This is a genomic window from Ectopseudomonas oleovorans (assembly GCF_003052605.1).
Taxonomy (GTDB): Bacteria; Pseudomonadota; Gammaproteobacteria; order Pseudomonadales; family Pseudomonadaceae; genus Aquipseudomonas; species Aquipseudomonas oleovorans_A.
In genome coordinates, this window is sequence record NZ_QASO01000102.1 from 1 (window position 1) to 25198 (window position 25198).

The window sequence follows — 25198 nt, forward strand, 5'->3', positions numbered from 1 at the left end:
TCGACATGCCGCAGCAACAGATCATTGCGGCGGCGTTGCAGCAGATTCACGGTAAAGAACCAGCTCGCCCCCGGCGCGAAAGCACGGCGATAGTTCGGCATCCTTGCCCCTCCAGAAACACCAAAAGGTCAAGCCTAGACGGCCACGGAAATAGCTCAAGCCCCGGCAACATCAGGTAACCCGTAGGGCGCATTAGCCGCAGGCGTAATGCGCCGAACGAGAGCCGCACACCACAAACTCCAGAGAGCAAAACACCCCGCGCAAGGTAGGGCGTTCAGTGTTGCAATGGATATCGTGATTCGCGGTGAACGACGGATTACGCTTCGCTAATCCATCCTACGGAGTTGATCCGCCTTACCGGGTTACGGAGTTGATCCGCCTTACCGGGTTGCACCAACACAGCCAGATCGAGGCCACGGTGCTTATCCGCCGTACCGTGTACTCGGCTACCAAAGGCATAGATCGACAGGAGGTCATCTAGCCGTGCACGCAACAGTTCGATCAGCACCGAATCATTCATGATCAGCCTTTGCCTATCGATTGATCGGTCTATCCCAAACATCCTCAAGTTGCTCTGCCTAGACTACTCGCTCACAAAATCATAGTCGCTGATGGGGCAGGCATTGACTCAGCTTTTCCACTGACATGTAAAAAAGCGCCCTGCATATGCAGGGCGCTTTTGAAGAGGAGTTTTAGGCTTAACCTAAACCCGCAGTAAGAAAATATTACCCTTCAGTGCAGTTGTTCGGACGAACAGAGGCAGGCAGGTTAGAGGTGCAGCTCCAGTTACCGTTGGCAACGGTATAGGTAAAGGTAACTTTCTTACCAGCAATTTGGTCATTAACGCCAGAACCAGCGTCTTTGAAAGTTGCGACCAAGGCGCAAGAAGTAGTGCCATTTGCAGTAGCAACGATAGTATTAACGTACTTACCGCTGAGGGTGTAGCCGTTTGCATCATTGAGGGCGCCTGCAGGGCTACCAGCAACAGGAGGAGTAGCTGTAGGGTTAGCCGGCACTGCTGCTGCCGAGCTGCACGCAGTTGCGAGACCAGAGTTTCCAGCGATGTCGATCAGCGGAGTTTTAAGACCGCCCAGGAGGTTCATAGCCTCTGTGACTTGAGCACGAGCGGTGTAGTTCTGGTATTGCGGCAGGGCGATAGCGGCCAAAATACCAATGATCGCAACTACGATCATCAATTCGATCAGGGTAAAACCCTTTTGCATTTGAGCTTTCATGATTCTCTCCGAAATTGAACAGGCCCATTGACCTGACAGGAAGGGAAGCACGAGACGTGCCAACTTCCAAAACCTCTCTTTTGCGGGCCTTTACCGAGCCACATGCACATACCGCAGCACAGCCCACGCCACTAACTGCCAATTTTCGTCACTCGCGAATGCACGGTTTGGCAGGCCACCTGCAACTGGGCTATAAGGCAGGCATTGTGTGTGGAGCCCCCAATGAACGAAAGCGTATCCCTCTCCGGCCTGGCCAAGCAGATGGTGCTGGCCGAGCTGCTGGACGAAAAAGCCGCTCAACAGGCACAGCTACAAGCACAGCGCAACAAGCTGTCGCTGGTCACCTATCTAGTGCAGAACAAGCTGGTAAAAAGTCGTGCATTGGCAGAACTAGCCTCGGAGCAGTTCGGCGTTTCCTTTCTCGACCTCAACAGCCTCGACAAGGAAAGCCAGCCACGTGACCTGATCAGCGAGAAACTGGTACGCCAACATCGCGTGCTGCCGCTATGGCGTCGAGGTAACAAGCTGTTCGTTGCGCTTTCTGACCCGACCAATCACCAGGCCGTCACCGATGTGCAGTTCAGCACCGGCCTGACCACAGAAGCCATTTTGGTCGAGGACGACAAACTCGGCGATGCCATCGACAAGTTCTTCGACTCGGCCAACAGCAGCATGGACGAGCTGGCAGACGTTGATCTGGATGGACTGGATGTCGAGGCGGTTGATGATGAGAAGTCGGTCGGCGAAGGTGGCGCCGATGCTGACGATGCGCCGGTAGTACGTTTCGTCAACAAGATGCTGCTGGACGCCATCAAGGGCGGCTCATCGGACCTGCACTTCGAGCCCTACGAAAAAGCCTATCGGGTACGCTTTCGTACCGACGGTATCCTCCATGAAGTCGCGCGCCCACCCATTCAGCTTGCTCCACGCATCTCTGCCCGCCTCAAGGTGATGGCCGCGCTGGATATTTCCGAACGGCGCAAGCCGCAGGACGGCCGGATCAAGATGAAAATCTCCAAGACCAAGGCCATCGATTTCCGCGTCAACACGCTCCCAACGCTCTGGGGCGAGAAGATCGTGATGCGGATTCTCGACCCTACTAGCGCGCAAATGGGCATCGATGCACTGGGCTACGAGGAGGAACAGAAAGAGCTGTATATGAACGCCCTGAAGCAACCCCAGGGCATGATTCTGGTCACCGGCCCCACTGGCTCGGGAAAGACGGTATCGCTCTATACCGGCCTGAACATCCTCAACACGCCTGATGTGAACATCTCCACCGCCGAAGACCCGGTGGAGATCAACCTGGAGGGCATCAACCAGGTCAACGTCAACCCCAAACAGGGTATGGACTTCACCCAGGCGCTGCGCGCCTTCCTGCGTCAGGACCCGGATATCATCATGGTCGGTGAGATTCGAGACCTGGACACCGCCTCCATTGCCGTCAAGGCCGCACAGACCGGGCATATGGTGATGTCCACCCTGCACACCAACAGCGCCGCGGAAACCCTGACCCGCCTGCGCAATATGGGCGTGCCTTCGTTCAATATCGCCACCTCGGTCAACCTGATCATCGCCCAGCGTCTGGCGCGCAAGCTGTGCAACAGCTGCAAGAAGGAAGTGAACGTACCGCGTGAAACCCTGCTGGCCGAAGGCTTCCCCGAGGACAAGATCGGCACCTTCAAGATTTATGGCCCGGTGGGCTGTGAAAACTGCAAGGGTGGTTACAAAGGGCGTGTCGGTATTTATGAAGTGGTTAAAAACACGCCCAACCTGCAGCGGATTATCATGGAGGAAGGCAACTCCATCGATATTGCCGCGCAGATGCGTAAAGACGGCTTTAATGACCTACGCACCTCCGCTTTGCTCAAGGCCATGCAAGGGGTCACCAGCCTTGAGGAAGTCAACCGCGTAACCAAGGATTAACCATGGCGGAAAAAGCTCTAAAAACCAGTGTGTTCACCTGGGAAGGCAAGAACAAAAGCGGTGCCGTCGTCAAGGGGGAGCTCAGCGGGCAGAACCCGTCCTTGGTCAAGGCGCAACTGCGCAAACAGGGGATCAATCCGACCAAAGTGCGCAAAAAGGGGGTGTCGCTCTTCAGCGCAGGCAAGAAGATCAAACCCATGGATATCGCCCTGTTTACCCGGCAGATGGCGACCATGATGAAAGCTGGCGTGCCACTGCTGCAGTCCTTCGACATCATCTCAGAGGGCTTCGACAACCCCAACATGCGCAAGCTGGTCGACGAGGTGAAGCAGGAGGTGGCTGCTGGTAACAGTTTTGCCGCCTCGCTGCGCAAGAAACCACAGTACTTCGATGAACTGTATTGCAACCTGGTTGAGTCTGGCGAACAGGCCGGCGCGCTGGAGAATCTGCTGGACCGAATCGCCACCTACAAAGAAAAGACCGAAGCGCTGAAGGCCAAGATCAAGAAGGCGATGAACTATCCAATCGCTGTTGTGGTGGTCGCCATCATCGTCTCAGCCATTTTGCTCATTAAAGTTGTACCGCAATTCGAGGAAGTTTTCGCCAACTTTGGCGCTGAACTACCTGCCTTTACGCTGATGGTAATAGGCATATCGCAATTTCTTCAGGAGTGGTGGTTCATTTTTCTGATTGCAATCATCGCCGCTGCCTTTGCATTCAAAGAAGCGATGAAGCGCTCGCAGAAACTGCGCGACTCGGTTGACCGTGGCGTACTGAAACTGCCAATAGTCGGCGACATTCTTTACAAATCTGCGGTAGCCCGCTTCGCACGCACACTATCAACGACTTTTGCCGCTGGCGTGCCACTGGTCGATGCGCTGGATTCGGTCTCCGGCGCCACCGGTAATGTGGTGTTCAAGAATGCGACCAACAAGATCAAGGCCGATGTCTCGACTGGTATGCAGCTTAACTTCTCAATGCGCACCACCGGTACCTTCCCCTCCATGGCTGTGCAGATGACCGCTATTGGCGAAGAATCGGGCTCGCTGGATGAGATGCTCGACAAGGTGGCCAGCTTCTATGAGGCCGAAGTGGACAATATGGTCGACGGCCTAACCAGCCTGATGGAGCCGATCATCATGTCCGTGCTGGGCGTGCTGGTCGGTGGCCTTATCATCGCCATGTACCTGCCAATCTTCCAGTTGGGTGCCGTCGTTTAAATGCTCGTGATCGACTTCCTGGCCAGCCATGTGCTGGCCTTTGTTTTGTGTGTTTCGTTGCTGGGTTTGCTGGTCGGCAGCTTCCTCAATGTAGTGATCTACCGCCTACCGGTGATGCTGCAACGCGATTGGCAGAGCCAGGCACGCGAGGTGCTGGAGCTGCCGCCAGCACCGACCACTCAGACCTTCAATCTGATTCTGCCCAATTCCTGCTGCCCCAACTGCGGTCATGAGATTCGCCCCTGGGAGAACATCCCGGTCATCAGCTATTTGTTCCTGCGCGGCAAGTGTTCGAACTGCAAAACCCCGATCAGCAAGCGTTACCCCATCGTCGAACTGGCTTGCGGGCTGCTTTCAGGCTACGTCGCCTGGCATTTCGGCTTCACCTGGCAGGCTGGCGCCATGCTGGTGCTGGCCTGGGGGCTGCTGGCGATGAGCCTGATCGATGCCGACCACCAGTTGCTGCCCGATGTGCTGGTGCTGCCGCTGCTGTGGCTGGGCTTGATCGTCAATTACTACGGATTGTTCACCAGCCTGGAAGATGCCCTGTGGGGCGCGATTGCCGGATACCTGAGCCTGTGGTCGGTGTATTGGCTGTTCAAGCTGATCACCGGCAAGGAAGGCATGGGTTACGGCGACTTCAAGCTGCTGGCCATGCTCGGCGCCTGGGGTGGCTGGCAGATTCTGCCGTTGACCATTCTGCTGTCGTCGCTGGTCGGCGCGGTCCTGGGGGTGATTCTGCTGCGCATGCGTGGCAGCGATTCCGGCACGCCGATTCCCTTCGGCCCTTATCTGGCGATTGCCGGGTGGATCGCTCTGCTGTGGGGCGATGTGATTACCGGCAGTTATCTGAAGTTCGCTGGGTTTTGAGCCAAACAGCCACCCATAGTCGCCCAAGTTGTAGGAGCCCCGCCCCGGGGCGAAGTTTCTGGATCTAGCGCTGAACCTCAGAACCATTCGCCGCGGGGCGCGGCTCCTACAGGGTTTGAGCTAACCCAGCGACACTCGTCACTCCCGCGAAGGCGGGAGTCCAGGAGTTATCCTGACTCCACGAGCTGGGTCCCCGCCTTCGCGGGGATGACGGATCGCGGTACACGCGGTTCGCATCATCCAGCAATCCCCCCTACAATCGCGGCCTTGAGCAGTAACGAGACCGCATTGGCGTTATGAAACCCTGGATACTCGGCCTGACTGGTGGCATTGGCAGCGGCAAGAGCGCGGTGGCGCAAGGCTTTATCGAACGCGGCGTGCACGTGGTGGACGCCGATCATGCAGCGCGTTGGGTGGTCGAACCGGGGCGCCCGGCGCTGGCAAAGATTGTTGAGCACTTTGGTGCAGGCGTACTGCAAGCCAATGGCGAGTTGGACCGCGCCGCACTGCGCAAGCTGATATTTGCCGACTCCGAGCAGCGCCGCTGGCTGGAAAGCTTGCTGCACCCGCTGATCGGTCAGGAGATCGTTCAGGTGCTGGCGCGCGCAGAATCGCCCTATGCCATTCTGGTGTCGCCATTGCTGGTCGAGTCCGGCCAGCGGCAGATGACCCAACGCATATTGGTCGTCGACACGCCTGCCGAGTTGCAGGTGCAACGCACCATCGCGCGCGATCAGAGTTCGGAAGAACAGGTTCGCGCCATCATGCAGGCCCAGGCCAGCCGCGAAGAGCGCCTGCGCCATGCTCACGACGTGCTGATCAATGATCGTGATATGGCCTGGCTGGACGCGGAGGTCGAGCGCCTGCACAACTTTTACCTGACCCTGCGCGGAGGCCAACCATGACCATTACCGTTCAATGCCCAACCTGTAGCGCACCCGTCGAGTGGAAAGCCGAAAACACCTACCGCCCCTTCTGCTGCGAACGCTGCAAGCTGATCGATCTGGGCGCCTGGGCTGCCGAAGAGCATGCGATTCCCGGCAATGACCTGGAAGACGAGATGTTCAGCGGCGACCTGCCGACACGGCCACATTGATTACAGGCCTGGAAAGAGCCGATTGGCTCGTCTCTCGCTACCACTCTTGGCGACGAGGAAAGCATCGTGACTAGCGCAGCTTGTCCGTAGGAGCCCGCTTGCGGGCGATCAAGTACAAGAGCATCGCCAGCAAGCCGGCTCCTACAGGTTGCTATGCAGCTTTCTATGGCCGCATAAAAGCGTAGTCGCGGTCGTCGTCGAGGTTGTCGGCGAGAAACTGTAGCTCGTGCGCCAACTCCCGGGGATCACGCAGCGCCCTGCTCCGCTGTACGACCTCCGACAGCAGCGCACGCAGTGCCACAACAGGCTCATGACCCTGCACTTCGGCGTCATGCAAATCGTCCTGAACAGCGTTTCTTGCCCAGCTGTGAACACTCATCTCAAGTCTCTCGGAGGCGTTTCTCACAGCATGGCGGCAGGCCCGTTTCGGATATTGACGGGGATCAATCCGCTCGCTGCCATTCAATCGGCCAATACGGTCTCATTCACTCACCGCGATCCCCCTCCTTCCAAGGCGCCTGCAGGTAGCGGCTGCGGTTGAAGGTTTCCAGCCAGTCCGGGTAGAACACCACCAGCGCGGTGACGATGGTGCCGTTGATAAAGGCCTCGGGGAACGCCACCAGCCACAGATAGCCGGCAAAGTCGTCCAGCCAGGGCGGCATGGGGAACAGCCCGTCCATCCACAACAACGCAAGGCCGCCGAGCAGCGTCATCAACGTCGCCAACGCTGCCGGAAAGAAACCGCAGAAGAAGATGTAGACGAACAGGTTACGCGGCTGCGCGCGCTCTACACGGATTGCGCACACCTCGGTGACCAGCACCGGAATCAGCACCAGCAGCACGCCGTTGATGCCGAGCGAGGCCAGGTCCATGCGACCGATAGCCAGCAGGCCAAGCTGCGCCGCCAGGCCAGCCAACACGGCAAGTGGCCAATCGAGCAGCAGGGTTACGGCGGTCATACCGATGAAGTGGTAGGAAAGCCCGGAGTCGAAATCGCGGCGCACCAGCCACAGCAGAAACAGCGCGAGCATGGTGCCGAACAGCAGATGCTGGCGGCGCAGGTCACTGAACAGTTCGACCCAGGGCGCCCGTGTTATCGCCCAGAGCAGCGCCAGCCCGTAGACCAGCCAGCCGCCCAGCAAGGTGGAGAACGCCAGCAGGTTGGAAGCGATCATGCGCGCACACCCTCTCCTTCATTCATTGCCATGCCCGGCAGTCTACACCGGCACCCGGATTTGATTTTGCCGGCAGAGCAACTGCAATGGCGACTGCCCTGCCATTGATCGACAACAGACAACAAAGCCCAGCTGGATTTCCACACTCACCGGAGCGACTGGAGCTGCAGGCACTGGCATGCGGGTAAGCGCTGCGGCTAAGCTTCAGACATGGACGATTCCGATTATCTGCGCTTACTTACGCACCAGGCCGAACAAGCCAATGCCTTCCTCTCCAACGCCAAGAAATGGGAGCGTGAGCGTTGGGTCTGTCAACGCCTGCTGCAAGCGCTGAACGTGCGTCACCATAGCGATGACTTCACGCCCAGCGGCCAGGAGCCGCCGGACGTACTGTTTCGCGATGCCAACTTCGAAGTGTTTTTCGTGCTCGATGAAGGCCGGCGCCTCAATGACGAGTGGCGCGCCGAACTGGAGCGGCGCCGCAGCGCCTTTTCCCTGAGCCAACTGGTGCGTCGCGAAGCGCGCCCCAAACGCATTCCAGCCAGCGAAATGCAGGCGCGCCTGGCACCGACCCTGCGCAAGAAGGCGCATAACTACCGCGAGCGTGGCATCGACCTCGGCGAACTCGACCTGGTCGCCTTCGTCAGCCTCAAGCGCGCCGTGCTCGACTGCAATAGCCACTTCCCGCCCCCTACCGAATACCTGCGCCAAGGCTGGCGCTCGCTGTCCTTGGTTGGTCCGCGCTTCGCCCGTGTGCTGTTCGCTCACCCGGACGCGCCGGATTTTCTAAGGCAAAATCTCGGCCGCAGTCTGCTGTTCGACATCGGTATCGGCCTGTGAGCCCCTTGCAGGAATTGCTCGCCGGCGTGCCGCAAGTCGGCCAGGTGCGCTGGATAGGCGTGCGCCCCAAGGCGCGCGAGGCGATGCTCGAAGTCGAGGCCGTGGAAGCGCGGCGTGAAGCCGGCCTGACCGGCGATCACAGCCGCCCAGAGCCACGCAATGCGCGGCAGGTCACGCTGATTCAGTGGGAACACCTGGCCGTCGTTGCCGCCTTGCTCGGCCGCGATGCGCCCATGCCGCCCAGCGAGCTGCGCCGCAATATCGCGGTCGCCGGCATCAATCTGTTCAGCCTCAAGGGCCGGCGCTTTCGCATTGGCCAGGCGCTGCTGGAAACCACCGGCTGGTGCCAACCCTGCGCCCGCCTGGAGGAACGTCTCGGTCGCGGCACCTTCCAGGCCATGCGAGGCCATGGCGGCATTACCGCTCGCGTGATCGAGGGCGGCATCATCCGCCTGGAGGACGCGGTAAGCGTGGACCCCCTCGAAACGATATCTGACCCGCAGGACAACGACGCTCGCCAAGGCTGGCAGGCACGCCTAGAATAGTCGCATTCAAGCAGAGGCCCGCCCATGACCAGTCGCCTGAGCCCCGAAGACCAACAGAAAGTCGACCAATACCTGAGCGCACCGCAGCATCAGGTTGAACGTCAGCCGTTTCGCGTTTGGCGTCTGCTGGCGGTGGTCATGGTCGTGACCATTGGCCTGGGCCTGCTGAGCCGCTTGCTGAGTCGACTGGTGCTATGAGCTGCCTTGCGCTCGCCCTCTCGCACTCACACCGTCTTTTTCAAAGCCTTGTGAGCAATATCCATGTCCCATCGCATCGTGATTGTCGGCGGCGGCGCCGGCGGTTTGGAGCTGGCCACCCGCCTGGGTAGAAAACTGGGCAAGAGTGGCGCGGCCCGAATCATTCTGGTCGACGCCAACCTCACCCATATCTGGAAGCCCCTGCTGCACGAAGTGGCCGCCGGCTCGTTGAACTCCTCGGAAGACGAACTGAACTACGTGGCCCAGGCCAAGTGGAACCATTTCGAGTTCCAGCTCGGGCGCATGTCCGGCCTCGACCGTGCCAGCAAGAGCATCACCCTGGCACCGACGCTGGATGACGATGGCCAGGTACTGATGCCTGAACGCCGCATCACCTACGACAGCCTGGTCATTGCCGTTGGCAGCACCACCAATGACTTCGGCACGCCTGGCGCTGCTGAGCACTGCATTTTCCTCGACACCCGCGCGCAGGCCGAGCGCTTCCATCGCCGCATGCTCAGCCACTACCTGCGTGCACATGCCAGCGAGAACGAATACGGTTCGAAGATCGATATCGCCATCGTCGGCGCCGGTGCCACCGGGGTCGAGCTGGCAGCAGAACTGCACCACGCGGCCAAGCAGTTGGTCGCCTATGGCCTAGACCGCATTCGCCCCGAAGACATGCGCATCACCCTGATCGAGGCCGGGCCGCGTGTGCTGCCTGCTCTGCCCGAGCGCATCGCACGGCCGGTGCATCAGACCCTGGAGAAGCTCGGCGTCACCGTGCTGACCGGTGCGGCTGTCAGCGAAGTGACTGCCGACGGCCTGAAAACCGCCGACGGCAACTTCATCCCGGCCAGCCTGAAAGTCTGGGCTGCCGGCATTCGCGCCCCCGGTTTTCTCAAGGATCTCGACGGCCTGGAGAGCAACCGCATCAACCAGCTGCAGGTTCGTCCGACCCTGCAAACGACGCTCGATGACGACGTATTCGCCTTCGGCGACTGCGCAGCCTGCCCGCAGCCGGGCACTGAGGGCCGCAACGTGCCGCCACGCGCCCAGGCAGCGCATCAGCAGGCATCGCTGCTGGCCAAGTCGCTACGTTTGAAGATCAGCGCCCAGCCGCTGCCGGAATACCGCTATCGCGATTACGGCTCACTGATCTCGCTGTCGAGCTTCTCCGCGGTCGGTAACCTGATGGGCAACCTGACCGGCAGCGTCATGCTCGAAGGCTGGCTGGCACGGGTGTTCTACGTGTCGCTGTATCGCATGCACCAGATGGCCCTGTATGGCGTGCCACGCACCTTGCTGCTGATGCTCAGCGATCGCATCGGGCGCAGCACCGAGCCGCGCCTGAAGCTGCATTGAAGTAGTGGCAGGCTACAGACTGTAGGGTGGGCCGGGCGGCGATCCGCTTCAGCCCACGTCGACCGCTGGTGGGCTAAAGCCCACCCTACGAGCTGATGCTCAGCGATCGCATCGGGCGCAGCACCAAGCCACGTCTGAAGCTGCATCGAAGCAGTGACAGGCTACAAGTCTTGTAGGGTGGGCTTCAGCCCACGCCGACCAACGCTGGTGGCTAAAGCGGATCGCCGCCCGGCCCACCCTACGAGCTGAAGCGCCCGTAGGGAAAATGCTGGAATTCCCCTTTGCAAGACAGCCGATCGCCCGTGGTGCGCATGACGCACCTGTGCGAACCGGCCAGCGTGGCCGGGACAATGCGAGACGGCCCAGACGCACGTGAGGCGCAGAAACGAACAAGCCCGCACTAGGCGGGCTTGTTCGTTGTAGTGGTGGGTCGTGTAGGATTCGAACCTACGACCAATTGGTTAAAAGCCAACTGCTCTACCAACTGAGCTAACGACCCGAAAATGGTCGGGGTAGGGGGATTCGAACTCCCGACATCTTGCTCCCAAAGCAAGCGCGCTACCGGACTGCGCTATACCCCGATAGGAAGTTGGCTCCGCGACCTGGACTCGAACCAGGGACCCAATGATTAACAGTCATTTGCTCTACCGACTGAGCTATCGCGGAACTTCGGTCTTCCAGCTCTTCTGCGCTTTGGCTTTCGCTTTACCGCTTCAGAGGCGCGCCATTTTACGTAGCAAAATTTCCCTGTCAACCCCTGCAAACTGCTTTTACGACAATGCTTTGCAGACAAGCCATGGACTACTATATGTTTCATCGAACTGTGGCACGACGCAGGACGCGCCAGCCGAAGACGCCAGCTAGGACAGTCCATGAGCAACCAGGACAAGCCCCCCATTCATCCCAAGGTGGTCAGCCTCGCCAGCCGCGGTATACAGCCGCGCTTCAGCGATCTGGTACAAGCCTGCCGTAAGCTGGTGATGAATCGCCTGGCGGAGCATTTGAGCGGTGTATTCGGCCAAGTCGATGACACCCTGTTCGAGTGCGCCGAGAAAGCCGAGAACAACAAGGTGCAGACGTTGTTCTTCGACAACATGCGCGAGATCCGCCGCCAGCGTCCACAGATCGAGCGCAGCTACCACCAGGCCATCGCCAACAATTTTTCCGATTTCCTCGACGGCAAGCTGCAGGATCAGACACCGGCCGAAATGGACCCCGAGCAATTGGCCCTGGTGCAGAACGAGGATTACGAAGAAACCCTGCAGGTCACCAATATGGTCAGCCGGGTCAAGGCACGCTGCACCCAGCCGCTATTCGCTCTGGAGCAGCGCCTGGCGCTGCTCAACAACGGCCAGAAGCTCGGCGAGGACAGCAACCCCTTCGGCCCACAGGCCATTGCCCAGGCGTTTCGCGATGCGCTGGCGCCCTGCCCCTTCCCACTGCAGATCAAGACCATCCTCTACATGCTCTTCGATCGCCATGTGATGCAGAGCCTCGATTCACTCTATGGCGCACTCAACCAGCGCCTGATCGATGCCGGCGTGCTGCCCAACCTCAAGTACAGCGCACAGATCAATCAAAGCGTCAGCCGCCCCGATGCGCCAGCGCCAGAAGCCCCGACGCCCCAACAAGCAGCGGGCAGACCGGGCACGACGCCAGCGCCCGTAGAACCGGCGCTGTTCGATCTGGATCTCAGCGCACCGCCGCCGAACGATCCCGGCGCGCTGTTCAGCGGCTTGTCCAGCCTGCTCGGCGAGCACCGCCAGAGCCACCCGGACGCTCCGCTGCTGGGCGGCACACGGAGCATCGTCAGCTTCTCACCGCGCGGGGCCAGCCGTACCTACAGCGCCAGCGAACTGCTTGCTGCGCTCAATCGCATGCAGCAGCAGTCGGCCCACGAACTGGCCCAACGCCTGCACCAACCGCAAGCCGTTGAAGGCCTCAAGGCCGATCTGCAGCAGCAACTGGAATCACACAGCAGCCTGCCGGGCGACAGCAAGGTGTCCGATCAGGAAGCCGACGTGATCGACCTGGTTGGCATGCTGTTCGACTTCATCCTCGATGACGAGAACCTGCCGGACGCCTGCAAGACCGCACTCTCGCACCTGCATACGCCCTATCTGAAAATCGCGCTGCAGGACAAGGCGCTGTTCACCCAACACCACCATCCGGCGCGACGCCTGCTCAACACCATGGCCCAGGCTGGCGTGCTTTACGGCAGCGAAGGTGACGAACGCAGCCTGCTGGCCAAGATGCAATGGGTAGTCGAACGGGTGATTCACGGTTTCAGCGGTGATCTGGGACTGTTCGACAGCCTGATCGAGGAGTTCAACGAGTATGTCGAGACCCTGCGCCACAAGGTCGAACTGCGCGAACGCCGCGCGGTCGAGGCGGCCAAGGGGCGTGATCGTCTGCTGGGGGCTCGCGAGCAGGCACTTGAGGTGGTTCAGCGATGCGTCGGAAAGCGCGACCTACCAACCATCATCCGCAACTTCCTCGAACTGACCTGGGCCGACGTCCTGGTGTTCGTCCTGCTGCGCCATGGCGAACAGAGCACGGAGTGGAAGCGCTCCTGTGAAGTGGCCGAACAGCTGGCCTGGAGCGGCACACCGCTGGGCGAGGCCGAGGTGCTGCAGTTGCAGGAACAGCGCGTACCGATGCTCAGCGACCTGCGCAAGGGCCTGGAATTACTCGGCGGCTACCATGAGGACGGCATCCGTCGCCTGCTGCAGGACCTGGTGGCCTGCCAGCATGCGGTGCAAGCCAAACAACCGCAATTGGCCGCCCAGCTCAAACCTACCCTGCCAGAAAGCCCACTGGGCGCCATGCTTGGAGAAGATGCCGATCTGGCTCGTCAGGCACCTTTGCGCAGCAAGCTCTCGGCACGCGCACAAGCCTTGGCCAAGGAGTTGGCCAGCGTCGAGTTCGGCACCTGGTTCGAGTTCGTCGAGGGCGGCAAGAGCCGCGCGCTCAAGCTTTCCTGGTTCAGCCCGACCACGCACAACTACATGTTCGTCGACCACAGTGGCCAGCGCGTGGCGATCAAGCCGCTGACCCTGCTGGCCAGCGAGATGGAAAAGGGCCTGGCCCGCATCGTGACACCCGAACGCGCGGCGCCCCTGGTGGATCGCGCGCTGACTGCCATTTACCGTGTGCTGCAGCGTTTCACCGGGCGCACGGCCGAACCCCGCTGAGGAATTTCCATGGAAGAGCGTCGCCTACACAGCCGCCATGGCACCGAAATGCAGCTGGAGGTCTTCGACCTGAACAGCGGCCAGCGCCTGGGCCGGATAGTCGACCTGTCTGCAGATGGTTTCATGCTGTTCAGCGACACCCCCCACACCGCCGACGCGGTGCTGGAATGCCGCCTGGTGTGCACCTCAGGTAGCGATGCGGTACAGGAAGTGCGTCTGGGCGCCGATTGCCTGTGGAGCCGCCCCGGCGCCGACGGCCGGCATTGTTGGGCCGGCTTTCACATCATCGATCTGGCCGAGGATCAGGCCAAGGCACTGGAGAGCCTGCTGGCCAGGCTCTGAGCTGCGCGACCGGTGCGCACGGCGCACCCTACGAAACGCCCACGCCAAACCAACCTCAACGCAAAAGGCTGATGCCGATCAGTTAAGACGCAAAAGCAGCCTTGCGTGGGAGCCCCGCCCCGGGGCGAAGCTTGTGGATTTGTGCTGAACGCGTGATCGATTCGCCGCGAGGCGCGGCTCCTACAGATACGTAGTGCTCTTTCGAGCGACACACACGCCGAACGGATAGGCGTTCCGCCCCGGGGCGAAGCTTTTCGCGTCCCCCTCGGTTCGCGGCGGGGCGCCGCTTCTACAGAGAGCCTGTACCCGCAACGAAAAACGGAGCCCGCAGGCTCCGTTTTTTCATCCCGGCGTAACACCGGGATATCGCATGGTGGGTTACGCGGCGCACTCTGCTCGTGAAACCAGCCAATTACGTGCTTGGCGCCGCTAACCCACCCTACGCCAGCTTCTTGTAACGCACGCGGTGCGGCTGCGCGGCGGCATCGCCCAGGCGTTTCTTGCGGTCGGCTTCGAACTCGGTGTAGTTGCCTTCGAAGAAGTTGACCTTGCCGTCGTCCTCGTAGGAGAGAATGTGGGTGGCGATACGGTCGAGGAACCAGCGATCGTGGGAAATCACCACGGCGGCGCCCGGGAAGTCCAGCAGCGCCTCTTCCAGCGCACGCAGGGTTTCCACGTCGAGGTCGTTGGACGGTTCGTCGAGCAGCAGCACGTTGCCACCCTGCTTCAGGGTCAGCGCCATATGCAGGCGACCGCGCTCACCACCGGAGAGGTCCTTGACGAACTTCTGCTGGTCGGCGCCCTTGAAGTTGAAGCGGCCGACGTAACCGCGCGACGGCACCTCGTAGTTGCCGACCTTGATCATGTCGAAGCCGTCGGAAATCTGCTCCCACACGGTCTTGTTGCCTTCGAGCATCTCGCGGCTCTGCTCGACGCTGGCGATCTGTACGGTTTCACCGATCTCGATGGTGCCGGAGTCCGGCTGCTCCTTGCCGGTGATCATGCGCAGCAGGGTCGACTTACCGGCGCCGTTACCACCAATCACGCCGACAATGGCGCCTTTGGGGATGCTGAAGGACAGGTCGTCGATCAGTACGCGGTCGCCGAAGGACTTCGACACGTTGTGGAAATCGATGACCTTGTCGCCCAGACGCGGGCCAGCCGGGATGTAGATCTCGTTGGTCTCGCTGCGCTTCTGGAATTCCTGCGACTGCATTTCCTCGAAGCGCTGCAGACGTGCCTTGGACTTGGACTGGCGTGCCTTGGCGCCCTGGCGTACCCACTCCAGTTCGGCCTTCATCGCCTTGGCGTGCGACGCCTCGGCCTTGGCTTCCTGAGCCAGACGGTTGGCCTTCGATTCCAACCAGCCGGAGTAGTTGCCCTCGTAGGGAATACCGTGGCCGCGGTCGAGTTCGAGAATCCAGCCGGCGACGTTGTCGAGGAAGTAACGGTCGTGGGTGATGGCCACCACGGTGCCGGGGAAATCGTGCAGGAAGCGCTCCAGCCAGGCGACCGAGTCGGCGTCCAGGTGGTTGGTCGGCTCGTCGAGCAGCAGCATGTCTGGCGCCGACAGCAGCAGGCGACACAGCGCCACGCGGCGTTTCTCACCACCGGACAGGTGCTCGATCTTGGCGTCCCAGGCCGGCAGACGCAGGGCGTCGGCGGCGACTTCCAGCTGGCGCTCCAGGTTGTGGCCATCGGAAGCCTGCAGAATGGCTTCGAGCTTGGCCTGTTCGGCAGCCAGGGCATCGAAGTCGGCGTCCGGCTCGGCGTAAGCGGCGTAGACCTCGTCGAGACGGGCCTGGGCCTGCTTGATCTCGCCTACCGCCTCTTCGACGATGTCGCGCACCGTCTTGCTCGGGTCGAACTGCGGCTCCTGTGGCAGGTAGCCGACCTTGATCCCCGGCATCGGACGAGCCTCGCCGTCGATCTCGGTGTCGACGCCGGCCATGATGCGCAGCAGCGTGGACTTACCGGCACCGTTGAGGCCCAGCACGCCGATCTTGGCGCCTGGGAAGAATGACAGGGAGATGTCCTTGAGAATTTCACGCTTCGGCGGGACAACCTTGCTGACCCGATGCATGCTGTAGACGTACTGAGCCATGGAGAACCTGACTGGTGAGAATAGGGAGCTGGAAACGGCGCGCCATGCAGGTCGCGTGAAAACATGATGAATGCGTTGGGGGGCTATGTTCGCGTTAGCTGTTGTACACCCTGTAGGAGCGGATTTATCCGCGAAATTCGCGGCTGAAGCCGCTCCTACCGAAAAGCCAGGGTCGTTAACGTGCGCTAGCCATCAGTTTTCACACCACCTGCGTGTACGCAATGTGCAGAGACCTTAGCCCCTGCGGAGGCGAACGCCAAGTACCGCGCGGACAGTTCACGCGCGCGGCGCAAAACTACCGGAATGTGCGTGACAGGGCAAACCTACGTTCGTCGGCGCAGCTGGCACTTGGCCACGTTTGCAGGCATTCTAGCCGGCTCGCGCGAGCGCAGGCATGCCCGCGCGTCTCAACGCTTAAAATAGCCCAGCACTGGCTGCAGGTTCACAGAACGTGTCGACTCCCTCATCCCTGCCTTCCTCCTCCCCGGGCGAGTCGCGCGCAGCATTGCGCCGTGCACTGGTGGTGCTGGTGCTGGCGATGCTGGGATTGCTGGCCTGGCAGCTGACCCAGGAATACCGCCAGTTGCTCGATAGTCAGAAGCAACTGAGCCAGGGTTACAGCGCCCAACTGGCCAAGCACCTGAGTCTGAACATGCGCCTCAAGGCACAGGCGGGCCAGGCGATGCTGCAAAGCAGCCCTGCGCGCGCTGGCGACGGCAGCGAATTGGTCACGGCATTGCGCAGCATCTTCCCGACCGTCAACAGCGTGGCCTGGCTCGATGCCGACGGGCAGTTGCTGGCCGACAGCGCCAGCGAGTCGCGCGACCTCAGCTTCATTCGCAACCAGCAGCAACGCAGCGGCGCGGCGCCCTATCACTTCGCCTTCAGCGCACTGGACGGCGGCGCGCTCTACCTGCTGCTGCGTCAGCCTGACGACAGTCACCGAGTATTGCGCATGCGCACCAGTGCGTTGCGTGGCTGGCTGCGCGAGCAGCACCAGAGCGAGCACGACTGGTTGCTCGAAGATCTGCTCAGTCACCGCGTGATAGCACGTGCCGATGACCTGCAACAGGCTGGCGGCATCATCGCGCCGGTTACTGCGGCAGAACAGGCACAAAGCCTGGAACTGATCGCCCTGCCCGGCAGCGACTGGCAACTGCGCGCCCTGTTCGATGCAGAACGCGCCGGCAACGAGCTGATGCCGACCCTGGCCGGCAAGTTCCTGCTGTTCGCGCTGTGCAGCCTGCTTACCCTGCTGGCCCTGTACGGCCTGCAACGCGAGCAGCGCAGCCTGCAGCGCCTGAATAGCGAAACACGCCGCTCGCTGCGCCAGGCCGCCAGCGCGCTCGGTGCCGTCGAAGAACGCATTCTGGTGACCCAGGCCGATGGCAAGGTGCGCTACCTGAACCCGCAGGCCGAAGCGCTGTTCGGGGTTCCCAGCAACGTGGCCGGGGAACTCCATCTGCTTGATCTGCTGCCCGATCTCGACCCGCTGCTGCTCAACAGTCCACAACTGAGCAGCGATCTGGGACCGGAGCTGATCAGAGTCGAAAGCGAGGGGCGCGAGCGACTGTTCGCCGTGACCCGTAGCGATATCAGCGAAGTCGGGCGTCATGCCGGTTACGTCTGGGTGCTGCGTGACGTGACCGACGAGCAGCAGGCCATGCGCGTGCTGCAGGAAACCCGCAGGCGCTATCAGGATATCTTCGAGGGCACCGGCGTGGCCCTGTGCGTGCTCGACCTCTCCGGCCTGCGCTGCCTGTTGCTGCAGCACAAGTTGCGCGATGCGGCGGGTCTGCAGCGCTGGTTGCAGGCCGATGCCGAGCATCAGCAACTGTTGGTCGAGCAACTACGCATTACCGAAGCCAACCAGGTGGCGCTCAACCTGCTCGGGGTGAAGAGCACCGAGCAGGCCTGGCAGCAACTGATCGACAACGGCCCGATACAGCCCGACGATCTGCGTTATCGCCTGGCCGTGGCCGTGCTCGAAGGCCCCAATCTGGTGGAGCTGGAAACCCAGCTGGTCACCGCACAGGGCCTGCAGCGCCATGTATGGCTGGTACTGCGTCTGCCGGAAATGATTCAGGATTATCAGGCCGTCACCCTTAGCATCAGCGACATCACCAGCCGCAAGCGCATCGAGCTGTCGCTGATCGAGCGTGAGCGCTTCTGGTCCGAGGTGGTTCGCTCGGTCCCCGACCTGCTCTACGTGCATGACATGCAGAACCAGCAGGTGCTGTTCAGCAACCACAGCCTCGGCTTGCAGCTGGGCTATAGCGTCGGCGAGCTCAAGGAGATGGCCGGGGATTTCTGGGAGCAGGTACTGCATCCGGACGACAGCGAATACTACTGGCGCATCCGCAACCTGCAGAAAGTGGTCGGCAACGGTTTGCTGCTCGAATCAGTGCTGCGCTGGCGTCACCGCGACGGTCAGTGGCGCTGGTTCAGCATCCGTGAGCAGGCGCTGGCGCGCGATGATCGCGGGCGCGTCAGCCGCCTGATCGGCTTGGCCAAGGACATTACCGAGCAAATCGAGCGCAACCAATCGCTGCGTGACAGCGAGCAACGCTACCGTCTGCTGGCGGAAAGCATCAGCGACGTGATCGTCTCCACCGATGACAGCCTGAACCTGAACTACGTCAGCCCGTCGGTGGAAGCCATGCTCGGTTACGACGCCGAATGGGTGACAACCAACGGCCTGCAAGGCCTGGCGGCCAACCCGCAGCAGCTCGCCAGCCTCTACCAGCTGCTCGAGCGGATTCGCGATTCGCTCGGCGAGCGTGACCGCCTCGAGCGTCTGCGCGAGGAGCTGCCGGATCAGCTCTTCGTCTTCGACTGCCTGCGCGCCGACGGCCACAAGATCCCGGTGGAGCTGCGCCTGGTGCTGATGTGGGACGAGAACGGTCGCTTCGGAGGCATCCTCGGCGTTGGCCGCGACATCAGCCAGCAACGCCGCGCGGAAAAAGACCTGCGCATGGCCGCCACGGTATTCGAGCACTCCACCGCAGCGATTCTGGTGACCGACCCGGCCGGTTACATCGTTCAGGTCAACAAGGCCTTCAGCCGCGTCAGTGGTTATTCCGCCGGCCAGGTGCTCGACCAGCTTCCCGGCATGCTCACCGCCGACCGCCAGCAGGCGGCGCACCTGCAGTACATCCTCGGCCAACTCAACCAGCGCGGCAGTTGGGAAGGCGAGGTGTGGCTCAAGCGCAAGGGTGGGGAGAACTTCCCGGCCTGGGTCGGCATTACCGCGGTGCATGACGAGGAAGGCGACCTGGTCAGCTACGTGTGTTTCTTCAGCGACATCAGCGAACGCAAGGCCAGCGAACAGCGCATCCATCGTCTGGCCTACTACGACGCCCTGACCCACCTGCCCAACCGCACCCTGTTCCAGGATCGCCTGCACAGTGCCCTGCAGCATGCGGATCGGCATGACGAATGGGTGGTGCTGATGTTCCTCGACCTCGACCGCTTCAAGCCGATCAACGATTCGCTCGGCCACGCCGCCGGCGACCGCATGCTCAAGGACGTGGCCGTGCGCCTGTCGGCCTGCGTCGACGGCGACGACACCGTGGCGCGCATGGGCGGCGACGAATTCACCCTGCTGCTGCAGCCGCGCGCCACCCGCGAGGGCGCATTGAATCGCGCCATTCATGTCGCCGAGCAGATTCTCTCCAGCCTGGCGCGCCCTTTCGTCCTCGAAGGCCGCGAATTCTTCGTCACCGCCAGTATCGGCATCGCCCTCGCTCCGCAAGATGGTAACGAACTGAGTCAACTGATGAAGAACGCCGACACGGCGATGTACCACGCCAAGGAACGCGGCAAGAACAACTTCCAGTTCTACCAGGCCGATATGAACGCCAGTGCCCTGGAACGCCTGGAACTGGAAAGTGACCTGCGCCACGCTCAGGAGCAGGGCCAGTTCGTCCTGCATTATCAGCCGCAGTTTGCCGGCGACGGCAATCGCCTGACCGGGGTCGAGGCGCTGTTGCGCTGGAGTCACCCGACACGCGGCCTGGTGCCGCCGGATGAGTTCATCCCGGTGCTGGAGGAGCTCGGCCTGGTGGTGCAGGTCGGTGAATGGGTGCTGGAGGAAGCCTGCCGGCAGCTCAAGGCCTGGCACGAGGAAAAGATCCGCATCCCCAAGATTTCGGTCAATCTGTCGGCCCGGCAGTTCGCCGAAGGCGATCTGAGCGCACGCATCGCCGCCATTCTGGACAGAACCAGAGTAGCCCCGGCCTGCCTGGAGCTGGAGCTGACCGAAAGCATACTGATGCGTGACGTCGCCAGCGCGATGCAGACTCTCGGCAACCTCAAGCGTTTGGGCCTGTGCATTGCCGTGGATGATTTCGGCACCGGCTACTCATCGCTGAACTACCTCAAGCAGTTCCCTATCGACGTCTTGAAGATCGACCGTAGCTTCGTCGACGGCCTGCCCGATGGTGAGCAGGATGCGCAGATCGCCCGCGCGATCATCGCCATGGCGCACAGCCTGAACATGATGGTGATCGCCGAGGGCGTGGAGAGCCAGGCACAACTGGACTTCCTGCGTGAACACCACTGCGACGAAGTACAGGGCTTCCTGCTGGGCAGGCCCATGGCTGCACGTCAGCTCACCGCCCAGTTCAGCGGCGCAGCGCTGTTCATCCTCAGTTGACGGGCGAGCCCTGGGCCCAACTCAGCATGAAGGCCATTTGTCAGGCTCATGACCGACCTTCATATGCCTGAATGCGACCTTTGCGGTAGAATCCGCCCCCTCTTTCTACCGCCCAGCTGATTTCAGGGGACCGCCATGTTCAGCCGTGATTTGACCCTCGCTCGTTATGACGCCGAACTCTTTGCCGCGATGGAGCAGGAAGCCCAGCGCCAGGAAGAGCACATCGAGCTGATCGCCTCGGAAAACTACACCAGCCCGGCGGTGATGGAAGCCCAGGGCAGCGTGCTGACCAACAAGTACGCCGAAGGCTACCCGGGCAAGCGTTACTACGGTGGTTGCGAGTATGTCGACGTGGTTGAGCAACTCGCCATCGACCGCGCCAAGGAACTGTTCGGCGCCGACTACGCCAACGTCCAGCCGCACTCCGGCAGCCAGGCCAACAGCGCCGTGTACATGGCCCTGCTCAACGCCGGCGACACCGTGCTGGGCATGAGCCTGGCCCATGGCGGTCACCTGACCCACGGCGCCAGCGTCAGCTTCTCCGGCAAGATCTACAACGCCGTGCAGTACGGCATCAACGACCAGGGTCTGATCGACTATGACGAAGTCGAGCGCCTGGCCGTCGAGCACAAGCCGAAGATGATCATCGCCGGCTTCAGCGCCTACTCGCAGGTGCTGGACTTCCCGCGTTTCCGCGCCATTGCCGACAAGGTCGGTGCCTACCTGTTCGTCGACATGGCCCACGTCGCCGGCCTGGTCGCCGCTGGCCTGTACCCGAACCCGGTACCGTTCGCCGATGTGGTTACCACCACCACCCACAAAACCCTGCGCGGCCCGCGTGGCGGCCTGATCCTGGCGCGCAAGAACGAAGAGCTGGAGAAGAAGTTCAACTCCGCAGTATTCCCAGGCGGCCAGGGCGGCCCGCTGGAGCACGTCATCGCCGCCAAGGCGGTGTGCTTCAAGGAAGCGCTGCAACCTGAGTTCAAGGCTTACCAGGCACAGGTAATCAAGAACGCCCAGACCATGGCCCAGGTGTTCATCGACAACGGCTACGACGTGGTCTCCGGCGGCACCGAGAACCACCTGTTCCTGCTCTCGCTGATCAAGCAGGACATTACCGGCAAGGATGCTGACGCTGCCCTGGGCCGCGCCTTCATCACCGTCAACAAGAACAGCGTACCGAACGATCCGCGTTCGCCGTTCGTCACCTCCGGCCTGCGTATCGGCACCCCTGCCGTCACCACTCGCGGCTTCAAGGAAGACGAGTGCCGTCAACTGGCAGGCTGGATCTGCGACGTACTGGCCAACATCGGCAACGACGAAGTCGAAGGCCGCGTGCGTGAGCAGGTCAAGGCGCTGTGCGCGAAGTTCCCGGTCTATGCCAACTAAGAACCTATTCACGATCTAGCGAGCTAGAGCGATACAAGGCAAAAACAAGCGAGGAAGCGGAGTTTACAAGTGGTAAATGAGCATTCCGAGCTTGTTTTTAATGCAGTAGCGCCGACGCGCAGCAGATCGTGAACAGGTTCTAAGGCTCAGCCTGAAACGAAGAAGCCCGCCGATTGGCGGGCTTCTTTTTGCCTTCAATTTGCCTCAGGCCGGCTGTTTCACGTAGCGCGCCAGTTGCGCGTCACGGCTCATCACCTCGAGCGTGGCTGCCAGCACCTGCTCACTGGTGGCGTCGGCTTTGCTGAAGATGCTGCCGAAGTTGTCGTGAGTGACCTTGGCGAAGTGCGCACGATCCTGAGCCTCCACGCCCAGCAAGGTAGCGTAGGCGTCCAGCGCTTCGCCCTGGCCCATGGCCATGTCTTCGGCAATCGAATCGAGCATGCCGTTCATCGCCAGCATGGAGCGGCCGTTGTAGCCCAGCGCGCCACTGGTGTCGCAACCGTTGGTACCAGACGTCATGCCGAAGGTGGCGTTACCCGAGGTGCCATTGGTGGTGGTGGCCAGGAAGTGCGGGGCCATGCCACGCTGCCCTTCGAACAGCATGTTGCCCCAGCCGCAGCCATTGCCGCCCGCAGCATCGGCAAACGCACCAACACTGGCCATGCTCAACAGACCGAAGACCAAACCTTTACCCAGCAGTCGCTTGCTCATGTCTATCGCTCCGCTATATCGAGTAATGAAACCGCTTAAGGAGCTTTGGCGAGACTTGGCGACCTGTCAAACTGATGGGCATCGGTTGTGCGCCACGGCACAAGGGTTGGAGTGCGTGGCCAGTAGCCTTGGCTATAGTGATGTAAATCCTTCAGGAGTATCGGCATGAGTGAATCAGCCAACGAGCGTCGGCGCTTTCAGCGCATCGCCTTCGACGCCCCCACCGTCATCGCTCAAGGTGAGCGGCAATGGTCGGCAGCTCTGCACGATATCTCTCTCAAGGGCCTGCTGATCAAGACCCCACGTGACTGGAACGGCGACCCGAACCAGCCCTTCGAAGCTCTTATCGAACTGGGGGACGAAGCCAAGGTGAAGATGGAAGTGGTACTGACGCGCGCCCAGCCGCAGTCTCTCGGTTTCGTCTGCCGCCATATCGATCTGGATTCCATCAGCCACCTGCGCCGCCTGGTCGAACTCAACCTCGGCGATGAACAGCTGCTGGAGCGCGAACTGGCGGCATTGGGCGAAGACGACTAGCAGTCAGTGGCGCAGACAGGCAGCCTCTGCCTGTTCACGACGCTGGCGACGCGCCTGAATACGCTGCGCCTGACGGCGCGCATCGCGCGATTCGATGGCCTTGGCGTCGAAGTTGAAAGCCCGGGAAAAGAAATCGAAGAACAGGAACATGATGGCGTCTCCTTCAGTGGATACGCCTTCATGCTGCGCGCCGATAGCCTGCTACCTATTGACCTCGGTCAATTTTCGACCCGCCCCACTCGCGGCAGAACGCCGCAGCCGATACAGAGACGTAGCCCGGATGGACCTGTAGGAGCCGGCTTGCCGGCGATGCTTTTATCGATGATCGCCCGCAAGCGGGCTCCTACAGTTGGCACATGTGCAGGTACAGCAGGAAGGGTTTTAGCCGCGACTTTAGTTACTCGAACAACGCATCCAGCGCCTGTTCCAGGCGCGTGACGGCTACTATCTGCAAACCCGGCGGTGCTTCCTTGGGGGCATTGCCCTTGGGCACGATGGCGCGCTTGAAACCATGCTTGGCCGCCTCCTTCAGACGCTCCTGACCGCTCGGCACCGGACGAATCTCGCCGGACAGACCAATCTCGCCGAACACCAGCAGGTCATGTTGCAGCGGCCGGTTGCGCAGGCTGGAGATCACCGCCGCCATCAGTGCCAGGTCGGACGCCGTTTCCAGCACCTTGACCCCGCCAACCACGTTGAGGAACACGTCCTGGTCATAGGTCGGAATGCCGCCGTGGCGGTGCAGTACCGCCAGCAGCATGGCCAGGCGGTTCTGATCCAGGCCCAGGGTGACGCGGCGCGGATTGCCCAGATGACTGGTGTCGACCAGCGCCTGCACCTCCACCAGCATCGGTCGCGAGCCTTCCCAGGTAGCCATCACCACGCTGCCGGGCACGGCCTCCTGCGCGCGGGTGAGGAAGATCGCCGAGGGATTGGAGACTTCCTTCAGGCCCTTGTCGGTCATGCCGAACACACCCAGTTCGTTGACCGCGCCGAAACGGTTCTTCACCGCCCGTAGCAGGCGCAGGCGACCGTCGGACTCACCCTCGAAATACAGCACGGTGTCGACCATGTGCTCCAGCACGCGCGGGCCGGCTAACGCGCCCTCCTTGGTGACGTGGCCGACGAGAAAGATCGCCGTGCCGCTCTGCTTGGCGAAGCGCACCAGCAGCGCCGCACTCTCGCGCACCTGGGCCACGCCGCCTGGCGCCGACTGCAGTTGCTCGGTGAAGATGGTCTGGATCGAGTCGATGACCATGACCTTGGGTTTTTCCTGGCGGGCGGTGGCGATGATCGATTCGATGCAGGTTTCGGTCATCACCTTGAGCTTGTCCTGCGGCAGATCCAGCCGCCGCGCACGCATGGCCACCTGCTGCTGCGATTCCTCACCGGTGACGTAAAGGGCGGGAAAACGCGTGGCGATATTGCACAGGGTCTGCAGCAGGATGGTCGACTTGCCGATGCCTGGATCGCCACCGATCAGCACCACCGAGCCATCCACCAGGCCGCCACCGAGCACCCGATCCAGTTCACCGGAAGCGGTGGAAAAACGCGGAATTTCCTCGACACTGACCTCAGCCAGGGTCTTGATATTGGCCTTGTCGCCGGCCCAGCCAGTGCGCCCACTGGGCGTGGCGCCCTCGACCACGGTTTCGACCAAGGTATTCCAGGCGCCACACTCCCCACACTGCCCTGCCCATTTGGGGAAGTTGGCGCCGCACTCGGTGCAGCCGTACATGCGTTTTGCCTTGGCCATTGCGATCAATCCTGCCGCTGAACGAAGGCTGGAACGAT

The 25198-nt window shown here is 61.4% G+C and carries 21 protein-coding genes, 3 tRNA genes and 1 pseudogene; 14 read left to right on the top strand and 11 right to left on the bottom strand.

Annotated elements, in window-relative coordinates:
* Together DBO86_RS26790 and DBO86_RS16890 are read right to left on the bottom strand one after the other, a co-directional pair.
* Positions 1 to 101 (bottom strand): annotated as a pseudogene (locus DBO86_RS26790) (REP-associated tyrosine transposase); the annotation flags it as partial.
* Between the two features lie 624 nt (positions 102 to 725).
* On the bottom strand, positions 726 to 1235 hold the full coding sequence (locus DBO86_RS16890; protein WP_108234284.1) for a pilin: 510 nt from the start codon (positions 1233 to 1235) through the stop codon (positions 726 to 728).
* A 222-nt stretch (positions 1236 to 1457) separates the two neighbouring features.
* On the opposite strand from DBO86_RS16890, the gene pilB reads away from it, so the two are divergent.
* The 5 genes from pilB (at position 1458) to yacG (ending at position 6347) form a co-directional block, all read left to right on the top strand.
* Complete coding sequence (gene pilB, locus DBO86_RS16895; protein WP_108234285.1) at positions 1458 to 3161, top strand: type IV-A pilus assembly ATPase PilB; 1704 nt, start codon at positions 1458 to 1460, stop codon at positions 3159 to 3161.
* Between the two features lie 2 nt (positions 3162 to 3163).
* Complete coding sequence (locus DBO86_RS16900; RefSeq protein WP_108234286.1) at positions 3164 to 4381, top strand: type II secretion system F family protein; 1218 nt, start codon at positions 3164 to 3166, stop codon at positions 4379 to 4381.
* Complete coding sequence (locus DBO86_RS16905) at positions 4382 to 5251, top strand: prepilin peptidase (protein WP_108234287.1); 870 nt, start codon at positions 4382 to 4384, stop codon at positions 5249 to 5251. It begins immediately after the preceding gene.
* Positions 5252 to 5547: 296 nt separating this feature from the next.
* Complete coding sequence (gene coaE / locus DBO86_RS16910) at positions 5548 to 6156, top strand: dephospho-CoA kinase (RefSeq protein WP_108234288.1); 609 nt, start codon at positions 5548 to 5550, stop codon at positions 6154 to 6156.
* A complete protein-coding gene (gene yacG / locus DBO86_RS16915; RefSeq protein ID WP_004425006.1) occupies positions 6153 to 6347 on the top strand; it encodes a DNA gyrase inhibitor YacG in 195 nt (64 codons plus the stop codon). The genes coaE and yacG overlap by 4 nt, the downstream gene beginning before the upstream one ends.
* Positions 6348 to 6510: 163 nt before the next feature.
* Here the strand turns inward: yacG and DBO86_RS16920 are convergent, their stop codons facing one another.
* Entirely contained in the window at positions 6511 to 6726 is a 216-nt protein-coding gene (locus DBO86_RS16920) for a hypothetical protein (protein WP_108234289.1), read from the bottom strand.
* 106 nt (positions 6727 to 6832) lie between these two features.
* The gene (locus DBO86_RS16925) at positions 6833 to 7522 is read right to left on the bottom strand and encodes an energy-coupling factor ABC transporter permease (RefSeq protein ID WP_108234290.1); all 690 of its coding nucleotides are present in this window, start codon (positions 7520 to 7522) and stop codon (positions 6833 to 6835) included.
* Between the two features lie 210 nt (positions 7523 to 7732).
* Between DBO86_RS16925 and DBO86_RS16930 the strand changes: the two genes are divergently transcribed.
* The 4 genes from DBO86_RS16930 to DBO86_RS16945 all read left to right on the top strand — a co-directional run bounded on the left by DBO86_RS16930 (position 7733) and on the right by DBO86_RS16945 (position 10470).
* Positions 7733 to 8362, top strand: coding sequence for a DUF1780 domain-containing protein (locus DBO86_RS16930; protein ID WP_004425012.1), 630 nt, complete (start codon positions 7733 to 7735; stop codon positions 8360 to 8362).
* On the top strand, positions 8359 to 8907 hold the full coding sequence (locus tag DBO86_RS16935) for an MOSC domain-containing protein (RefSeq protein WP_108234291.1): 549 nt from the start codon (positions 8359 to 8361) through the stop codon (positions 8905 to 8907). The genes DBO86_RS16930 and DBO86_RS16935 overlap by 4 nt, the downstream gene beginning before the upstream one ends.
* 24 nt (positions 8908 to 8931) lie before the next feature.
* Entirely contained in the window at positions 8932 to 9105 is a 174-nt protein-coding gene (locus tag DBO86_RS16940) for a DUF3094 family protein (RefSeq protein WP_108234292.1), read from the top strand.
* Positions 9106 to 9168: 63 nt separating this feature from the next.
* Complete coding sequence (locus tag DBO86_RS16945; RefSeq protein WP_004425018.1) at positions 9169 to 10470, top strand: NAD(P)/FAD-dependent oxidoreductase; 1302 nt, start codon at positions 9169 to 9171, stop codon at positions 10468 to 10470.
* 423 nt (positions 10471 to 10893) lie between these two features.
* On the opposite strand, the gene DBO86_RS16950 is transcribed toward DBO86_RS16945, so the two are convergent.
* The 3 genes from DBO86_RS16950 to DBO86_RS16960 form a co-directional block, all read right to left on the bottom strand.
* Positions 10894 to 10969: transfer RNA gene (locus DBO86_RS16950), tRNA-Lys, on the bottom strand.
* A 5-nt stretch (positions 10970 to 10974) separates the two neighbouring features.
* Positions 10975 to 11051: transfer RNA gene (locus DBO86_RS16955), tRNA-Pro, on the bottom strand.
* Positions 11052 to 11060: 9 nt separating this feature from the next.
* Positions 11061 to 11136 (bottom strand) — tRNA-Asn (locus DBO86_RS16960).
* Positions 11137 to 11342: 206 nt separating this feature from the next.
* Here DBO86_RS16960 and DBO86_RS16965 point away from each other — a divergent pair.
* Together DBO86_RS16965 and DBO86_RS16970 are read left to right on the top strand one after the other, a co-directional pair.
* Positions 11343 to 13664: a DUF1631 domain-containing protein gene (locus tag DBO86_RS16965; protein ID WP_108234293.1), complete on the top strand. Its 2322-nt coding sequence runs from the start codon at positions 11343 to 11345 to the stop codon at positions 13662 to 13664.
* A gap of 9 nt (positions 13665 to 13673) precedes the next feature.
* Entirely contained in the window at positions 13674 to 14006 is a 333-nt protein-coding gene (locus DBO86_RS16970; protein ID WP_108234294.1) for a PilZ domain-containing protein, read from the top strand.
* A gap of 439 nt (positions 14007 to 14445) precedes the next feature.
* Here the strand turns inward: DBO86_RS16970 and ettA are convergent, their stop codons facing one another.
* Positions 14446 to 16110 (bottom strand): energy-dependent translational throttle protein EttA, encoded by a 1665-nt coding sequence (gene ettA, locus DBO86_RS16975; protein ID WP_108234295.1) that lies wholly within the window; start codon positions 16108 to 16110, stop codon positions 14446 to 14448.
* A 451-nt stretch (positions 16111 to 16561) separates the two neighbouring features.
* On the opposite strand from ettA, the gene DBO86_RS16980 reads away from it, so the two are divergent.
* Positions 16562 to 20767 carry a sensor domain-containing protein gene (locus tag DBO86_RS16980; RefSeq protein WP_425266804.1) on the top strand — a complete coding sequence of 1402 codons (4206 nt, stop codon included), beginning with the start codon at positions 16562 to 16564 and terminating at the stop codon, positions 20765 to 20767.
* A 135-nt stretch (positions 20768 to 20902) separates the two neighbouring features.
* Entirely contained in the window at positions 20903 to 22156 is a 1254-nt protein-coding gene (gene glyA, locus DBO86_RS16985; protein WP_021487979.1) for a serine hydroxymethyltransferase, read from the top strand.
* A gap of 204 nt (positions 22157 to 22360) precedes the next feature.
* On the opposite strand, the gene DBO86_RS16990 is transcribed toward glyA, so the two are convergent.
* The gene (locus DBO86_RS16990) at positions 22361 to 22867 is read right to left on the bottom strand and encodes a DUF3015 domain-containing protein (RefSeq protein ID WP_004425035.1); all 507 of its coding nucleotides are present in this window, start codon (positions 22865 to 22867) and stop codon (positions 22361 to 22363) included.
* Positions 22868 to 23032: 165 nt separating this feature from the next.
* Here DBO86_RS16990 and DBO86_RS16995 point away from each other — a divergent pair, with 165 nt between their 5' ends.
* Complete coding sequence (locus DBO86_RS16995) at positions 23033 to 23404, top strand: PilZ domain-containing protein (protein WP_045734044.1); 372 nt, start codon at positions 23033 to 23035, stop codon at positions 23402 to 23404.
* Between the two features lie 3 nt (positions 23405 to 23407).
* Here the strand turns inward: DBO86_RS16995 and DBO86_RS26080 are convergent, their stop codons facing one another.
* Both DBO86_RS26080 and radA read right to left on the bottom strand, forming a co-directional pair.
* A complete protein-coding gene (locus DBO86_RS26080; protein ID WP_017678812.1) occupies positions 23408 to 23554 on the bottom strand; it encodes a hypothetical protein in 147 nt (48 codons plus the stop codon).
* Positions 23555 to 23801: 247 nt separating this feature from the next.
* Positions 23802 to 25160 (bottom strand): DNA repair protein RadA, encoded by a 1359-nt coding sequence (gene radA / locus DBO86_RS17000; RefSeq protein ID WP_075745431.1) that lies wholly within the window; start codon positions 25158 to 25160, stop codon positions 23802 to 23804.
* Positions 25161 to 25198 lie beyond the last annotated feature (38 nt).

Coding starts and splice junctions, on each gene's coding strand:
- DBO86_RS16890 (WP_108234284.1), bottom strand. CDS start 1,235: ATGAAAGCTCAAATGCAAAAGGGTTTTACCCTGATCGAATTGATGATC.
- pilB (WP_108234285.1), top strand. CDS start 1,458: ATGAACGAAAGCGTATCCCTCTCCGGCCTGGCCAAGCAGATGGTGCTG.
- DBO86_RS16900 (WP_108234286.1), top strand. CDS start 3,164: ATGGCGGAAAAAGCTCTAAAAACCAGTGTGTTCACCTGGGAAGGCAAG.
- DBO86_RS16905 (WP_108234287.1), top strand. CDS start 4,382: ATGCTCGTGATCGACTTCCTGGCCAGCCATGTGCTGGCCTTTGTTTTG.
- coaE (WP_108234288.1), top strand. CDS start 5,548: ATGAAACCCTGGATACTCGGCCTGACTGGTGGCATTGGCAGCGGCAAG.
- yacG (WP_004425006.1), top strand. CDS start 6,153: ATGACCATTACCGTTCAATGCCCAACCTGTAGCGCACCCGTCGAGTGG.
- DBO86_RS16920 (WP_108234289.1), bottom strand. CDS start 6,726: ATGAGTGTTCACAGCTGGGCAAGAAACGCTGTTCAGGACGATTTGCAT.
- DBO86_RS16925 (WP_108234290.1), bottom strand. CDS start 7,522: ATGATCGCTTCCAACCTGCTGGCGTTCTCCACCTTGCTGGGCGGCTGG.
- DBO86_RS16930 (WP_004425012.1), top strand. CDS start 7,733: ATGGACGATTCCGATTATCTGCGCTTACTTACGCACCAGGCCGAACAA.
- DBO86_RS16940 (WP_108234292.1), top strand. CDS start 8,932: ATGACCAGTCGCCTGAGCCCCGAAGACCAACAGAAAGTCGACCAATAC.
- DBO86_RS16945 (WP_004425018.1), top strand. CDS start 9,169: ATGTCCCATCGCATCGTGATTGTCGGCGGCGGCGCCGGCGGTTTGGAG.
- DBO86_RS16965 (WP_108234293.1), top strand. CDS start 11,343: ATGAGCAACCAGGACAAGCCCCCCATTCATCCCAAGGTGGTCAGCCTC.
- DBO86_RS16970 (WP_108234294.1), top strand. CDS start 13,674: ATGGAAGAGCGTCGCCTACACAGCCGCCATGGCACCGAAATGCAGCTG.
- ettA (WP_108234295.1), bottom strand. CDS start 16,110: ATGGCTCAGTACGTCTACAGCATGCATCGGGTCAGCAAGGTTGTCCCG.
- glyA (WP_021487979.1), top strand. CDS start 20,903: ATGTTCAGCCGTGATTTGACCCTCGCTCGTTATGACGCCGAACTCTTT.
- DBO86_RS16990 (WP_004425035.1), bottom strand. CDS start 22,867: ATGAGCAAGCGACTGCTGGGTAAAGGTTTGGTCTTCGGTCTGTTGAGC.
- DBO86_RS16995 (WP_045734044.1), top strand. CDS start 23,033: ATGAGTGAATCAGCCAACGAGCGTCGGCGCTTTCAGCGCATCGCCTTC.
- DBO86_RS26080 (WP_017678812.1), bottom strand. CDS start 23,554: ATGTTCCTGTTCTTCGATTTCTTTTCCCGGGCTTTCAACTTCGACGCC.
- radA (WP_075745431.1), bottom strand. CDS start 25,160: ATGGCCAAGGCAAAACGCATGTACGGCTGCACCGAGTGCGGCGCCAAC.